The organism is Lujinxingia sediminis (genome assembly GCF_004005565.1).
In the GTDB taxonomy this organism is placed as follows: domain Bacteria; phylum Myxococcota_A; class Bradymonadia; order Bradymonadales; family Bradymonadaceae; genus Lujinxingia; species Lujinxingia sediminis.
In genome coordinates, this window is the sequence record NZ_SADD01000006.1 from 134515 (window position 1) to 150502 (window position 15988).

Genomic DNA, 15988 nt, shown 5'->3' on the forward strand with positions numbered 1-15988 from the left:
GAGGCGCGTGCGCGTCGCGAAGGCTTCGCAGCGTGTCGGGGGGCGGGTCATGCGCTTGCGAAACGTTGATCATGGCGATCGCCCGCCAGACATGGCGAGCGAAGCGGCTCGCTACGTGCTCGCGCGTTAAAACCCGGCCGACAAAGGCTTTGTTGAAGGTGTGGGATACAAAAAAAGCGCCGCGAAGGCTTCGCGGCCTCCCGACGGCCGCCAGATGGCGAGGCGAAGGGTAAGGCCGGGGCGTTTGATGCGGAGAAACGCTCTCGAACGCCTGTTGCGCGGCGCGTGGACGGGTTTCATGCGTCGCAAGAGCGTTCGGGCGGGACGATGGGAGTGCTGGCTCGCCACGGCGACCGAGAAAGCCCGGGCACGCAGCTCGCCACGACGCCAGAGGGGCGGTTCAGCCCTTCTCCAGAAAGTCGCGGCCCGAAAAACGCATCGGCAAGAGCGCGTCGAGGGTGGTGAAGCGACGCTCCCCGTGGGGATTGATCATCAGGATGGGGAGGTCGTCGCAGAACTCGGCCAGCACCTGGCGGCAGATGCCGCAGGGGGCCGAGGGCTCCTCGACGTCGGTGACGACGCAGAGGGCGATAAACTCGCGCTTATCGGAGGCGACAGCCGTGCCGATGGCGTTTCGCTCGGCGCAGACGGTCGCTCCGATCGTGGCGTTCTCCACGTTGCAGCCCACCACGATCTCCCCCTCGGGGGTGAGCAGGGCGGCGCCCACCGGGAAGCGGGAGTAGGGGACGTAGGCGCGCTCGCGCACGGCGATGGCCGCCTCCTCCAGTCGCTGCCAGTCCTTCTCAGAGATGGCGTTCAAGGGTTCGTCCTGCTCTCGCATGCTGCCTCCTCCCGTCGGTGGGTTTTGAGCCGCTGGTTTTGAACCGCCGGGGGCTCAGAGGGTTTTGCCCAGGGCTTTGACAAGCCCGCGCACAAGGCCGGTGAAGGTCTCGCGGACGCGGTCGGCGGTCTCTTTGACCTCGTCGTGGTGGAGTTTGGTGTCGCTCAAGCCGGCGGCGAAGTTGGTGATGCAGCTGATGCCGGCGACCTTCATGCCGCAGTGGTTGGCGACGATGACCTCGGGAACCGTCGACATGCCCACGGCGTCACCGCCCATCGTGCGCAGCATGCGCACCTCGGCCGGGGTTTCGTAGCTGGGGCCGGCCACCCCGGCGTAGACGCCTTCTTTGACCTCGATGCTCTCCTGGCTGGCCACCGCGCGCAGAAGCTCACGGAGCTCCTTCGCATAGGGATCGCTCATGTCGGGGAAGCGCGGACCGAAGGCGTCTTCGTTGGGACCGTGCAGGGGGTTCTGGCCGGTGAAGTTGACCTGATCGCAGATGATCATCAGGTCGCCGGGGGCGTAGTCGGCGTTGATGCCGCCGGCGGAGTTGGTGACCACCAGGTGATCGATGCCCATCAGGTGGAAGGCGCGCACCGGGAAGGTGACCTCCTGCATCGTCCAGCCCTCGTAGAAGTGCGAGCGGCCCTGCATCACGACCACCGGCACGCCTTCGAGCGTGCCGAAGACCAGGCGACCCTTGTGGCCTTCGACGCCGGAGACGGGGAAGTGGGGGATCTCGCTGTAGTCGATGGCGATGGCGTCGTCGAGCTGGTCGCCGATGGCGCCCAGGCCGCTGCCCAGGATCATGGCGATGCGGGGGCTCTCGGTGATGCGGGACTTGAGAAAATCAGCGCTGGCCTGAGCGCGCCGGGCCAGGTCGGAGGTATGCGTTGCCATGGTCGATCTCCAGTGAATTCAAAGGGGCTATCAGGGGGCCTGGCGAGGGGCTCTAAGAGGGGCGCTCGCCAGATGTAGCGCGGGAAGCGCTCGCCAGGCCCGAGAGAGGGGAGGGCCTGGCGAGCGACGACGTGATGCAAAAGAATCAGATGAGAATACCGGCGATGGTCGCGGTCATGAACGCGGCCAGGGTGCCGCCGAACATCGCGCGCAGCGCGATGCGGGCCAGGTCACCCTTGCGCTCGGGGGCGATGCCGCCGATGCCACCGAGCTGAATGCCGATGGAGCCGAAGTTGGCAAAGCCGCAGAGCGCGTAGGTGGCGATGATGATGGAGCGCTCCGAGAGCACGACGTTCGGATCCAGGAGCAGCTGCTGGAGGCTTCCGTAGGCGACGAGCTCGTTGATGACCATCTTCTCACCGAGCAGGCGCGCGATGGTGTAGCAGTCCTCGGCCGGCACACCCATCACCCAGGCGAAGGGCCAGAAGATGTAGCCGAAGATGTCCTGCATCGTGACCACCGGGGCAATCCAGGAGGCGGTCATTCCCGGGGCGGCCTGCATCGTCTCGATGCAGCCCACGACCGCGGCGTCGGCGACGGTGGCCGGGTCGCAGCCCTCGGGCAGCGCCATGTTGCCGGCGGCGAAGGCCTCGGCCAGCGAGCCCAGGGTGGAGGCGTTGATCATCAGGCTGGGCCAGGTGATCAGGTAGTTGACGAGCTCCATCAGCGCGATGAAGGCGAGCAGCATGGCGGCGACGTTGAGCGCGAGCTTCATGCCTTCGGCGGCGCCGCGGCTGGCGGCGTCGAGCACGTTGACGTCCTCACGCAGGTCCTCCATCTCGAGCTTGCCGGCGGTCATGGGGTGGTCGGTTTCCGGGTAGATGATCTTGGCGATCACCAGGGCGGCCGGGGCGCTCATCACAGACGCGGCCAAAAGGTGGCCGGCGATATCGGGGAAGGAGGGCTCCATCATGCCCACGTAGATGGCCAGCACGCCGCCGGCCACCGTGGCAAAACCGCCGGTCATCACGACCATCAGCTCCGACATCGTCATGTTTTTGACGAAGGGTTTGACCACCAGCGGGGCCTCGGTCTGGCCGACGAAGATGTTGGCGGCGGCCGACATGCTCTCCGCTCCGCTGATGCCCATGGTGCGCTGCATCACCCAGGCAAACATGTGCACGAGCTTCTGCATGATGCCCAGGTGGTAGAGCACGGTCATCAGGGCGCTGAAGAAGATGATGGTGGGGAGTACGGCGAAGGCAAAGTTGATAAGCCCGCCCTCGACCGAGCCTGTGACGTAGCTGGAGAAGATGAAGTCGGCGCCGGTGTTGGTGAACTCCAGGAGCTTGCTGACGGCGACGGTGGCGACCTCAAAGACCTTCTGTCCGCCGGGGACGTAGAAGATAAAGAGGGCGAAGACCAGCTGCAGGCCGGTGCCGATGCCCACGAGCTTCCAGTCGATTTTGCGGCGGTTGGTCGACATCAGCCAGGCCACGCCCAGAAGGGCGAAGATGCCAAAGAAGCTGACGAACTTTTCAAGAAAGCTCGACTTTTCGCCTTTCATGCGGCTGAGCTCGAAGGTTTCCTGCTCAGCGGCCTGGGCGTCGACCGCGTCAGCCGCGGCGTTTTCCGGCGCGCTCTCTTCGGCGGCCTCGCCATGAGCGGCGGCGACCGGCTCGGCGGGATCCTCGTCGAGGGCCTCTTCGAGCTGAGCGGCCTCGGCGGGGGGCGGGGAGGCCGCCGCCTCATCGAGGGCGGTGGGGCCGCCATCGCTGGTATCGGCCCGCTCACCGGATTCGTCTGCGACGGAATCGGGCTGCGCGATTTCCTGAGCGACCGAGGGAGAGGTGCGCCCGACGACCATGCCGGTGGCGATGACCGATGAGCAGAAGAGAAAGACGAACCACGCCATCGCGTAAAGGATGCGACGCTGCGCCAACTGGCGGGGGCTATGCATAGGTGCTGCTCCACGAAAAGGGGCCGAGAGACGCGCCACTCTATGCCCAAAGTCTTCCCTGTGACAAGGCAGCCTGTGCGGGCAGGAATGTTGGCAAAGGCGGTCTCGTTGGCTATACCGAAGCCGGCCGGAAATCCCGGGCGCGCGGGCGCCTTCGATAAGGCGGCGGCCTCCTGCAGTCGGGGAGGGTGATCCCGGAAGCGATGCCTCAGACGATGTTTTTTAAGCGGAGTTGCGACGATGCGACGACAGATTCAGAAACTTATCGACGAAGAGATCAACCCCTTTGTCGCCGGACACGGCGGGCGCATCGAGCTTGTGGACTACCTCGATCGCAATGTCTACATCCAGATGATGGGCGGCTGCCAGGGGTGTGCGGCTTCCTCGGCCACGCTCAAGCAGGGGGTGGAGCGCCTGCTGCGCGAGGCGTTCAACGAGGAGATCGCTCAGATCATCGACGTGACCGACCATGGCTCGGGTGATAACCCTTATTATACCGAGAGCCCCTTTTAATCCGGGGGAGCTGCGCCCTTTGGAGCGGGCGCACGACACGTCGAGGGCGCGCGACCGGTTGCGGTCCGCGCCCGTTTTTGTTGGCGCATCGCGATGGTGTTGGATGATGGGATGAAGTGCGGGAGGACGGCGTCGGGTGATTTACCGCGCGCTCCCGATGGTGTGCGGCGCCCGGTGGCGTCGCCGTGTCTATGTCTGCTTGCCAGGTGACCTGGTGAGAGGCCGCCGCCCGGGTGAGACGGGGGGCAAGGAGTGGTGGGATGGAAGAGTCGAAAGTCGGCGGAGTTGAGGCGGCGCTCAAGGAGCGCATTCTGGTGCTGGACGGGGCGATGGGAACGATGATCCAGCGCCACCGCTTAGAAGAGGCCGATTTTCGGGGGGAGCGTTTCGCCGACCACCCGAGCCCCTTGCAGGGCAATAATGACCTTCTGGCGATGACGCGGCCGGATATCATCGGCGCGATTCACCGGGAGTATCTGGAGGCCGGCGCCGACATCATCGAGACGAATACGTTTAACGCCCAGCGCATCTCGATGGCGGATTACGACCTGGAAGACATCGTCTATGAGCTCAACGTGGCCGCCGCAACGCTCGCGGTGGAGGTGGCCCGGGAGGTGAGCGCGCGGCCGGGGGAGCGCCGGCGTTTTGTGGCCGGATCGGTGGGACCGACCAACCGGGCGCTCTCGATGTCGCCGGATGTGAACCGCCCGATGTACCGCGCGGTGAGCTTTGACGCGATCCGCCAGGCCTACGCCGAGCAGATCGAGGGGTTGATGGACGGGGGCGTCGACCTGCTTTTGGCCGAGACGGTCTTTGATACGCTCAACCTCAAGGCCTTCATCGTAGCGATGGAGGAGGTCTTTGAGCGGCGAGGGGAGCGGCTTCCGCTGATGATCTCGGTGACGATTACGGATCGCAGTGGGCGCACCCTCTCGGGGCAGACCATCGAGGCCTTCTGGACGTCTGTGGCGCACGCGCGGCCTTTAAGTGTGGGCATCAACTGCGCGCTGGGCGCCGAAGAGATGCGCCCCTTTATGGGGGAGCTCGCGCGCATCTCGCCGATCTATACGAGCTGCTACCCCAACGCCGGGCTGCCCAATGAGTTCGGGGAGTACGAGCAGTCGGCCACGCAGATGGCGACCATCATTGAGGAGTTTGCTCAGCAGGGCTGGCTCAACGTGGTGGGGGGCTGCTGCGGGACGACCCCGGAGCATATCGGCGCCATCGCGGAGCGCGTGGCCTCCTACGCCCCGCGTGTGCCGCCGGCCGGCGATACGCTGACGCGTTTCTCGGGCCTGGAGCCCTGCGTGCTGCGTCCCGACGCCAATTTTACGATGGTGGGTGAGCGCACCAACGTCACCGGCTCGCGTAAGTTTGCGAGGCTGATCCGCGCCGAAGATTACGAAGAAGCCCTCTCGGTGGCCCGCCATCAGGTCGAAGGCGGTGCCAATATCCTGGACATCAACGTCGACGACGGGATGCTCGACTCCGCAAAAGTGATGACGGACTTTTTGAACCTCATCGCCACCGAGCCGGAGATCAGCAAGCTGCCGATCATGATCGACTCCTCGCGTTTTGAGGTGATCGAGGCCGGGCTCAAGTGCGTGCAGGGCAAGGCCATCGTCAACTCCATCAGTTTGAAGGAGGGCGAGGAGGTTTTCAGGCGTCAGGCCGAGACGATAAGGCGTTACGGGGCGGCGGTGGTCGTGATGCTCTTTGATGAAGAGGGGCAGGCTGTGACGCTTGAGCATCGTCGGCGCATCGCGCACCGGGCCGTGGGGATTCTGCACGATGTGGGCTTCGCATCGCAGGACATCATCTTCGATGCCAACATCCTCACCGTGGGCACCGGCATGGCCGAGCACGACGACTATGCGGTGGGCTTTATTGAGGGCGTGCGCGCGATCAAGACGGAGATCGAGGGGGTCAAGACCGTGGGCGGGGTGAGCAACGTCTCCTTCTCGTTCCGGGGGCAGGACGCGGTGCGTGAGGCGATCAACGCGGCGTTTTTGTACCACGCGATCAAAGCCGGTCTGGATATGGGCATCGTCAACGCCGGGCAGATCGAGGTGTATGACGAGATCAACGCCGAGCTCTTAGAGCTGGTCGAAGATATGCTGCTGAACCGACGTCTCGACGCCACCGAGCGTCTGGTGGACTTCTCGGCGCGCTACACCGCCGACCCGCGGCGCGCGGCCAGTGAGGCCAAATGGCGCGAGGGCACGGTTGAGGAGCGTCTCAAGCATGCGCTGGTCAAGGGCATCGTCGATTATGTGGACGTCGATGTGAATGAGGCGCTGGAGCTCTATCCGCGGGCGCTCGACATCATCGAAGGTCCGCTGATGGCGGGGATGGGCGTGGTGGGCGATCTTTTCGGGGAGGGCAAGATGTTCTTGCCCCAGGTCGTCAAGAGCGCCCGGGCGATGAAGAAGGCTGTGGCGATCTTGTTGCCCCGGATGGAGGCCGAGAAAGAGGATGGCGAGGCCGAGGGGCGCGGCACCATTGTGATGGCCACGGTCAAAGGCGATGTGCATGACATCGGTAAAAACATCGTGGGCGTGGTGCTGGGGTGCAACAACTACAAGGTGGTGGATCTGGGGGTGATGGTGCCCGCCGAGCAGATCCTGGATGCGGTGGAAGAACATAAGGCCGACATCCTGGGCTTGAGCGGGCTGATTACGCCCTCGCTCGATGAGATGGTGCATGTGGCCAGCGAGATGGAGCGGCGCGGCATGAAGGTGCCGCTGCTGATCGGAGGGGCGACCACGAGCCGCAGGCATACCTCGATCAAGATTTCGCCCAATTACAGCGGGGCGGTGGTGCATGTGGTGGACGCGTCGCGGGTGGGCGGGGCGGTGGGAGGGCTGCTCGGCGACGATAAGGAGGCGTACATCGAGGAGAACCGCGCCCAGCAGGCCCGAGACCGTGAGATCTACAAGCAGCGCGGCCAGCGCCCGCTCTTAAGTCTTGAGGAGGCGCGCGCCCGGCGTACGCCCATTGCGTTTAAGCCTGAAGATATCGCCACACCGAGTTTTCTGGGCGTGCGCCAGATCGACGATCTCTCGCTGGAGGCGCTGATCCCCTACATCGACTGGACGCCCTTCTTTGTGGCCTGGGAGATCCGCGGGGCGTATCCGCAGGTGCTCGACGATGAACGCTACCGTGAGATTGCGCGCGAGACCTTTGATAACGGTCGGCGGATGCTCGATCAGATCGTGGCCGATCGCTCGTTGCGCGCCAGCGCCGCCTGGGGCTTCTTTCCGGCCAATGCCGAGGGCGACGATATTTTGCTCTTTGAGGATGAGACGCGTCAGAGGGTGCAGGAGCGCCTCTGCATGCTGCGTCAGCAGCGAAAGCGCCACGGGGAGGAGCAGGCCAACCGCTGCCTCTCTGACTACGTCGCGCCGGTGGAGAGCGGGCTCAACGACTATATCGGGGCGTTTGCGGTATGCGCCGGCCACGGCGTCGACGAGCTGGTGGCGCGCTATCACGCCGATCACGACGATTACCGCGCGATCATGGTCAAGGTTCTGGCCGATCGCCTGGCCGAAGCGTTTGCCGAATACCTTCACCGTCAGGCCCGTGAGGCCTGGGGCTATGGTCGCGGGGAGTCGTTGAGCAATGAGGAGCTCATCGCCGAGGCGTACCGCGGGATTCGACCGGCGCCGGGCTACCCGGCCTGCCCGGATCATACCGAGAAGGCCAAACTCTGGGAGCTGCTCGACGTGGAGCGGCGCGCGGGGCTCAAGCTCACCGAGAGCTTTGCGATGTGGCCGACGGCCGCGGTCAGCGGCTGGTATTTTGGCCACCCCGAAGCGCGCTACCTGCGCGTGGGAGATGTGGGCGAAGACCAGATCAAAGATTACGCGCGGCGAAAGAAGATGAGCGTGGCCGAGGTCGAGCGCTGGCTTGCGCCCAACCTCGGCTATTGAGGCCGATTCGGCCGGCAGGCTTTATTCTCCGGCCTCGACCTGAGCGTCGAGGTCGGAGGCAGCTTCCAGATTGAGGCCCACGGCCAGGCGGTCGGCCTGCAGGCCGTGCACATCGATCTGAGGATCGCCGATGCGCATCCACTCAAGCTCCGCCCCGCTCTGTACGTTTAAGTTGGAGGCGGCCAGGGAGGGAATGAGCTCAATGAGCTCGGTGATAAGCCCGGTGACGCGCGCGGCGTTGAGGTCGAGAAGGGGGGAGTCGGCCAGATCGCCCTCGGCCTCAATGTCGAGGTCGAACTTCAGGGTATCGGCCTCGACCGTGGGCACCACATCGAGATTGATGAAGAGGGCGATGGTTACCACCAGCTCGCGGGGCTTGTCGGCGTGCAGCAGAAAGATGTCGATCATGAAGTCGCCCATGCCCACTTCAATCGAGCCGCCGACCTCTTCGTCGGCGTCGACGAGCTCGGCCACCGGCGGAAGCAGGGGACGCAGCCCCAGCCCCACCGGGGTGCCCGGCGCGGCAAGATCGCGAATGCGCTGATCGGAGAGGAGGGCGGCCAGTCCGTCGACGGTCAGGTCAAAGGGAAGGGCGATGGCATCGAGATTGTCGCCGCCGATCACCTGGTGAAAAAGGCCGCTTCGCCAGACCCCGTGAAGCGCGCGGTCAAGCGCGGTGTTGTTGGTGTGCATGCGCAGCGGGCTGGCCAGGTTGGAGCCCCCCGTCGATCCAAGCTCGCGCATCAGCACCCCGGCGACATCTTCCACGTCTGCGTGAGCGTCGGGCGGAAAGACCATCGAGACGTCCACCAGCATGCCCTGCGGGGTCACCAGCAGGGTCTCAAATCCCAGGGTCAACTCCACGCTGCGCCCTAAGAACTCAAAGTTCTGGGTGAGGATCGCCGGGTCGTAGAGGCTCTCCACGATGAGATCACCCACAAACTCGGCGAAAGCCACCTGCAAAAGGTTGCCGACGAGGTTGCGCAGGGTGTCGTTGTCTTCGATGAGGTTGCTGGTGATGTCGCTGTTCTCCAGCACCAGCTCGGAGTTGAGGATGCGCAGCTCCAGGCTGTTGTCTTCGCGCGGGCTGAGCTCGATTTGCAGGTTGACGCCGACGGTGGCGATCGCGACGTAGCCCGCAAGAGGCTCGTTACCGTTGATCGAGAAGAGGCCATCGAGGCGAAGCGCGTCGAGTTGCATGGCGATGTCGAAGTAGCCGTCCTGCGGGGTGATCGCCAGGTCGAGGTTCTCAAAGGCGACGTCGGTGATCTCGACGTTCCCGGGGAGCTCAGCTCCGGCCACAAAGGTCATGATGCGCTCGGGGGTCACAAAAGCCTCAACCACCTCGCTGATGCGCTCAAAGCCGGTGCGGCTGACTTCCACGCGCAGGGCATCCTCAATGATCGCATCGGGCTCGCCGAGGGGGCCGAAGTTGATGCCGCGGCGCGTGGCGCTCTCGTTGCCGGCGCGGTCGATGGCGGTCACGGTGACCACGTTGAGCCCCGGCGTCAGCGCCAGCTCGTAGCTGAAGTTACCCGCCTCATCGACGTCGATGATCTGCTCGCCAACCTTGACCAGAAAGAGCCCGGTGCCTTCCTCCACGACGTTGCCGTTGACCATCACCGAGGTGGTTGTGGTGGCGTCGAGCACCGTGGCGCGCTGCGGGCTGCTTAAGGAGAGCTGTGGGGCGAGGGAGTCGACCCTGAAGTCGACCTGGTCCTCCTGGCCGCCGCCGCTGACCGTGACGCTGGCCTCACCCTCGGCGAAGGGAAGGAGCACCTCCCAGCTGCCGCCGGTGACGTCGACAGGCTCTCCATTCACGTTGACCTGGTCGATGTTCTCGGCCGTGCCGCGCACGCGCACGTTGCTCGTCGAGACGATTTCGCCGGCGGTGGGAGAGGTGATGCTCAACGAGCGCTCGGTGGTCTCGGCGGGTTGATCGTCGCCTGAGCAGGCCAGGGGGGAGGCGCAGAGGGCGCCAACAAGCGCGAGAGTCCCGAGGGCGCGGCCGTTAAAGAAGGTCATCGGTGGTGCTCCAGAAGAGATGGTTCGAGGGGAAGACATCGTGCGGGTGTTCAACCCGCTGGTGATAGCGAGTTTGGACGGCTGAATCAATCAGGGGGGAGGGGGGGAGACGATGTGCCACAATGTCGCGCCGCGTGGGTCTGTGTGCCTCAGGTGTCTACATCGTCCTACATCATGGGGGCCGGATCGGTGGCGTCATCGCGCAGGTGGTATGAGCTAGCTCTCGTTAAATAAGGGCTCGCTCATTGCGGATCGTCGAGGTCGGTTGGCATCACCGCCGATGATGGCCCGGAACTTGAAGTGAGGTCGTCGCGAACGAAGCGCGTTTCTCTGTTAATCTGCGAGAATTGCTGGCCACAAGGGCGCTCCAGGGCCATACTTCGGGCGCGGCAATCCTGCGATAATTTAGAACGCGGTGAGCTATCGATGATGTGGCATCCAGCGATATCACGTTCTGCTCACGGCGTTGAGATGAGGCGATGCATGTTGAATCGGGCCAGTGCGAAGTGGGTGATGTGGGCGTGTGCGATGATGTTGGGCGCGAGCGGCTGCGCCGGTGAGGATGCGGCAGAGGCCGCCAGCGAGCGCGGAGCGTTGGAAGAGGGCGCGAGCCTGCCTTCTGAGGGGCGCGAGCTGGTTGACGGCCATCACGCTGACCACCGCCACCACAGCTCGGTGGTGCTGGCAACGCCTGAGGCTGTCGCCGAGGTCTTCGACGAAGAGGCCAACCTCGCTCGCCTGGAGTATCCGGACGCGTTTCAGCAGGTCGGCTGGATGATGGACGCCGACAGCCTGGCGGGCATGGAGTATCGCGTGGCCCGCGCCGACGGCAGCTTCTCGAAGTGGGAGCCGGTGGAGGTCTACTGGAACGAAGGGCGCATGTTTAACGCCCGAGTGCGCCTCAACTCGCCAGCGCATGTGATGGAGCTGCGCGGCTTTGAGGGTATCACCTTTGCCGAGATCGAGTTTTTTGAGGAGGTCGTTGCTCCCGAGCAGCTCCAGCGCCCGGAGCGTCCGCTGCCGCCGGAGGCTGGCGATAGCGGTCCGATCGGCACGCGCCGGCAGGCCTCGGTGGCGCCGAGCAGCCTGGTGATCCCGCGCTCGGAGTGGGGCGCGATCAACCCGGGTAAGATCTGCGGCAGCGTGGTCGCGCCCTACCGTGCGAGTATTCACCATACCTATGCGCCATCCGGTGACGGCGGTGATGCTGCGGCGCGGGTGCGCCAGATGCAGAGCTACCACATCAACACCCGGGGCTGGTGCGACATCGGCTACCACTTCATCGTCAGCCAGGCCGGCAACATCTACCAGGGGCGTTCGCGCTCCGATCGCCCCGGCGCGCACGTTGGTAACCAGAACTCGGGTAATGTGGGCATCAGCTTTATTGCCGACTTCACCACGCAGACTCCCAGCCAGACCCAGCTCAACGCCGGCGCGCGCATGCTCAAGTGGGTTCATGAGACACACGGGGTGCCGATGACACGCACCGCGGTCAAGGGTCACCGCGAGTGGCCGGGGCAAAGCACGAGCTGCCCGGGCGGCAACATGATCAGCAGCCTGGAGACGCTGCTTCAGAAGACCCGCGACCTGATCAACCCGCCGGCGCCGCAGACCTATGAGGTGGCGCTGGATGTGACGCTTAAAGGCGGAGAGGCGATGGTCGACCAGGGCTCCAGTGAAGGGGTGGTCGATGCGCTTCCTGGAGCCGAGTTCAGCGCGGAGATCCTGTTGAAGAACGCCTCCTCCTCGGCGATCCGCGGGGTGCGCCTGGGCTATGCTTTTGATGAGCTGGGGCTGACGCCTTTGAGCTACACCATCGAATCGGATCACCCGGGGCTGGATCAGAGCAGCTGGAGCACCAACGATGCCATGCAGGTCGAGAGCAACCCGGAGCCCGCGCAGATGGGCAGCTCGGGTGAACTCGTGATGAACGCGTTTTCGGCCGGTGAGTCCAAACGGGTGGTGGTGACGCTGCGAGCTGATTCGTACAGCTTCGCGATGGCACCTTTTGGCGGTGTGCGCGCCTTTGTGACGCATATCGACGATGTGTATGCGCAGAGCACGTTTGACGCTTCACCCGGCGTCAACCGCACCGGCACGACGCTGCGCGCGCATGCGGGGCTGGATATCTTCGCCACCGATGCGTGGTTCTTTGAAGGGCCCGAAGGGCCGGACGTCGAGGGTTGGACGGCCGAAGGCGTGGACGCCTTCGATGAGTTTCGGCTCAACACCTCTCACGGCTTGCTTGCCCTGCATCTGGTCGGCGAGGGAGCCACGGTGAGTTCGCCGGCATGGACTGCGATTGATGCGGATGCCTTCCCCGAGCTTGTGTTGCGAGCGCGCTCCCACGATGGCGAGCACGTCAAGGCGGTGTACTGGTCGCGAGAGGGCGAGGCGTTTAGCGAGGAGCGCAGCGTACGATTTGAGGCTTCGGGCGACGGTGAGTACCACGACCTTATCGTCAACCTGAGCGAGCATCCGGAGTGGTCCGGGGAGGTCAAGGCGCTGCGCATCGCGCTGCTGGCCGAAGGTGCGCCGGGCGAAGAAGCAAGCGGTTGGTACGACGTCGACCACATCTACTTCCAGAATCGCGCGGCCGGGACGACGACCACCGAGTTTGGCCCCGTGATCGATCAGGCGGCGGTGGCGCTGCTTCCTGAGGGGGGTGGGGGCGAAGCGGAGCCCGACGGTGAGGGCGGAGGTTCTCCGGGGCTCGGCGCGAATGATGGGGAGCAGCCCGGCGTACGCACCGCCTCGGGTTGCGCGACCACCGGGCAGCAGGGCGGTGGAACGCCGGCGGCGATCCTTCTGCTGCTGGGGTGGGTGCTGGCCTCGTGGCGGCGTCGCGCGACTTAAGACGCCGTGGGCTCTATGGGCATCAGCGTTTGTCTACGGCGCCGTAGGGCTATCGGAGCGCCGGGGGTGAGGCAACACCCTCGGCCTCGCGCTTACTACGCCCTGAGCCAACGTTGACGCCATGTTTGTTGCATTGAGAGCACCCTGAGCAGCGTTGCAAATCCTCGATGATGCCAGAGCATCGCCTGCGCTTTGCGCTTTGCTCCGGTCACGTTCAATCTCGCATCTAAAGGCGTCAATATGGCCTCAGGTGTTACAGGTGAAGATGTTCTAAGTTCCTGAAAAGACATCGAAAAAGAAAACCGCCCCCTTGCGAAGCAAGGGGGCGGTTTTTTGTTGCCAGATCTGCGGCACGAGTATTGTTCGGCCTGTGAATCGGGCCGCGTTATTCGGCGACCGCCAACGCGGCAACCCGTGCGGCGTCTTCCGGAGCCAGGTTTTCAAAGCGGGTATAGGGTCCGAAGAAGCGCATATGCACCGTCCCGATCGAGCCGTTACGGTGCTTGCCGATAATAAACTCCGCCAGCCCCTTGGCCTCACTTTCGGGGTAGTAGACCTCATCGCGGTAGATGAAGCCGATGAGGTCGGCGTCCTGCTCGATGGCGCCGGATTCACGGAGGTCGCTCATCATCGGGCGCTTATCGGCGCGCTGCTCGACGCCACGGTTGAGCTGGGCGAGCGCGATGATGGGTACGTTGAGCTCCTTGGCCACGCCTTTGAGTCCGCGGGAGATCTCACTGATCTCCTGCTCACGGGAAGCGGACTTGCTGCGCTGGGAGCCCGACATCAGCTGGAGGTAGTCGACGAAGATCATGCCGATGTCGTGCTCGGCTTTAAGCCGGCGGCATTTGGAGCGGAACTCCATAATGGAGAGTCCCGGGGTGTCATCGAGGAAGATCTTGGACTCGGAGAGGGTGCCGGCGGCCTTGATCAGGCGTGCCCATTCCTGCTCGGTCATCGAGCCGCGGCGCAGGTTAGACTGGTTGATGCGCGCCTCGCTACAGAGCATACGAATGGCGAGCTGCTCGTTACTCATCTCCAGGCTGAAAAAGACCGCGGGAACCTTGCGCATGATCGCGGCATGGGCGGTCATGTTCAGCGTAAAGCTCGTCTTACCCATGGCGGGGCGCGCGGCGACGATGATGAGGTCGGAGGGCTGCCAGCCGGCGGTGATCTCGTCGAGGTCAATAAAGCCGCTGGGTACGCCGGTGATCGTCTCGCTCTTCTGGTAGAGCTTCTCGATCTGGTCAAAGGCGCTTTTGACGACCTCGCGCATCGAGGTGTAACCGCGCTTCTGCCCGCTCTGGGTGATGGAGAAGAGACGCTGCTCGGCATCATCCATGAAGGTTTCGACGTCGTTGACGTCGTTATAGCACTCGCCGACCAGCTCATCGGCGGTAGCGATGAACTGGCGTAGCGCCGACTTTCGGCGCACGATCGCCGAGTACTGACCCACATTGGCCGCCGAGGGGACCTCGCCGGAGAGCCGCGTGAGGTAGGTGGCCCCTCCGGCAGCTTCCAGGTTGTCTTCGGCGCTTAAGAAGTCTGCGAGGGTGAGCACGTCGACCGGCTCGGAGCGGCCGTGCAGCGCACTCATCGCCCGGAAGATGTGTCGGTGGGCCTCCCGGTAAAAGTCCTCCGGCTTGAGCGTGCCGGAGAGCTCGTCGAGGACGCGATTGTCGAGAAGAATCGCACCGAGCACGCTGCGCTCGGCGTCCTCGTTATGGGGAGGCACCCTTAAGGGCGCCTGGCTCATCCTTCAGTGCTCACGTAGTCGTTGCGGATCAGGTGCAGAAGTCCTTGCATCGTCTCGAGGTCGCCGTGGCTGCTCTTGTTGAGCACCATTGAGACCGAGCCGTTGTTGAGCACCAGCTGGAAGGTGTCGAGTTGCTCGGGGTTGAGCTGACTCAGGGGAGCGATAAGCGGGCTGGGGATACTCAGACGCGCGTGAATCTGGGGGACATCGGGGCCCAGGTTCTGAATTTCGTCGAGGATGCGCATCCCCTCCATCATCAAGGACTCGATCGACTCGTCGATCTCGTTCTCAAAGCTCTCGTCGGTGGGCTGCTCCAGCGAGAAGGTACCTTCGCGCCAGGCGATCAGCCGGTAGAAGGCTTTGTAGGGATCGAGCTCGTGGTCGTCGTTGATGGTGGCGAAGTAGACACGGCCCTGACGCAGGTAGATCTTGCCGATGTCGTCGCCCATGATCACCAGCACGCCGGATTTTCGGCTGGTGCTGAAGAGCTGGAGAAGATCGGGGAGGGGGACCTCTTCGATCAAGCCGGAGATCGAGCCTGTGAGCGTGCCGCCCATCGTGCGGTTGACCGCGGGGGATGCCATGGTGCGGTTGGGTTGCACCGGCGGGGCGGTCGGGGAGTGATGATCATCGCCGGCCATCGGGGTGCTGAGCTCAGGGCCGGTGTCCTCGGTGCCGCTGTCGCGGTGGACCAGCTTGATGATGTTGGTGCCGATGAGGATGCGGTCGCCCTCTTTGATGCGCGACTTCGAGATCTTCTCACCGTTGACAAAGGTGCCGTTGGTGCTGCCGAAGTCCTCGATCATCAGCTCGCCACCATAGCTGGTGATGCGGGCGTGACGACGCGAGACCATATCCTCGACCAGGACCATGTCGAGTTCGCTGCCACGGCCGATCTCGATCTCGGAGTCCAATTCGAGCGGAAATTCACCGCCCTGGTACTTGCCAGAGATGAACTTCAGGACGTAGCCGCCTGTATGGGAACGATTCAAGATGACCTCTCCTCAATCACCAGCAATCGAGGCGCGGGAAGTGCGTGAAGTAGGGGACCAGGCTGAGAATGGTCGACGGATGCGCCTACGTTACGAGACGTAATGAGCGACCGTCAACCGCGGGTCCGCGCGCCACGGTGCGAAGCCGCGCCCCTGTTCTATCAGAGGGTTGTTTCAGGGCGCAACGTCCAAGGTGGGGTGAATCGACCTCAG

The 15988-nt window shown here is 64.0% G+C and carries 9 protein-coding genes; 3 read left to right on the forward strand and 6 right to left on the reverse strand.

What is annotated here, in order from left to right; all coding sequences use genetic code 11:
• Positions 1–400 precede the first annotated feature (400 nt).
• From EA187_RS12205 to EA187_RS12215, 3 genes are all read right to left on the reverse strand, one after another.
• On the reverse strand, positions 401–841 hold the full coding sequence (locus EA187_RS12205; protein ID WP_115605004.1) for a cytidine deaminase: 441 nt from the start codon (positions 839–841) through the stop codon (positions 401–403).
• Positions 842–895: 54 nt separating this feature from the next.
• Positions 896–1741, reverse strand: a complete 846-nt coding sequence (locus EA187_RS12210; RefSeq protein ID WP_115605002.1) for a purine-nucleoside phosphorylase — start codon at positions 1739–1741, stop codon at positions 896–898.
• A 145-nt stretch (positions 1742–1886) separates the two neighbouring features.
• Entirely contained in the window at positions 1887–3701 is a 1815-nt protein-coding gene (locus EA187_RS12215) for a NupC/NupG family nucleoside CNT transporter (RefSeq protein ID WP_127780422.1), read from the reverse strand.
• A 240-nt stretch (positions 3702–3941) separates the two neighbouring features.
• Between EA187_RS12215 and EA187_RS12220 the strand changes: the two genes are divergently transcribed.
• A complete protein-coding gene (locus EA187_RS12220; RefSeq protein WP_115604999.1) occupies positions 3942–4214 on the forward strand; it encodes a NifU family protein in 273 nt (90 codons plus the stop codon).
• A gap of 260 nt (positions 4215–4474) precedes the next feature.
• Entirely contained in the window at positions 4475–8146 is a 3672-nt protein-coding gene (gene metH / locus EA187_RS12225; RefSeq protein WP_127780423.1) for a methionine synthase, read from the forward strand.
• Between the two features lie 21 nt (positions 8147–8167).
• On the opposite strand, the gene EA187_RS12230 is transcribed toward metH, so the two are convergent.
• Positions 8168–10171, reverse strand: a complete 2004-nt coding sequence (locus EA187_RS12230) for an Ig-like domain-containing protein (protein ID WP_127780424.1) — start codon at positions 10169–10171, stop codon at positions 8168–8170.
• A 483-nt stretch (positions 10172–10654) separates the two neighbouring features.
• Here EA187_RS12230 and EA187_RS12235 point away from each other — a divergent pair, with 483 nt between their 5' ends.
• On the forward strand, positions 10655–13027 hold the full coding sequence (locus tag EA187_RS12235; protein ID WP_164856229.1) for an N-acetylmuramoyl-L-alanine amidase: 2373 nt from the start codon (positions 10655–10657) through the stop codon (positions 13025–13027).
• Between the two features lie 385 nt (positions 13028–13412).
• Here the strand turns inward: EA187_RS12235 and dnaB are convergent, their stop codons facing one another.
• Together dnaB and EA187_RS12245 are read right to left on the reverse strand one after the other, a co-directional pair.
• Positions 13413–14783: a replicative DNA helicase gene (gene dnaB, locus EA187_RS12240; protein WP_115604994.1), complete on the reverse strand. Its 1371-nt coding sequence runs from the start codon at positions 14781–14783 to the stop codon at positions 13413–13415.
• Entirely contained in the window at positions 14780–15775 is a 996-nt protein-coding gene (locus EA187_RS12245; protein WP_115604993.1) for a DUF4388 domain-containing protein, read from the reverse strand. Before EA187_RS12245 ends, dnaB begins: the two co-directional genes overlap by 4 nt.
• Positions 15776–15988 lie beyond the last annotated feature (213 nt).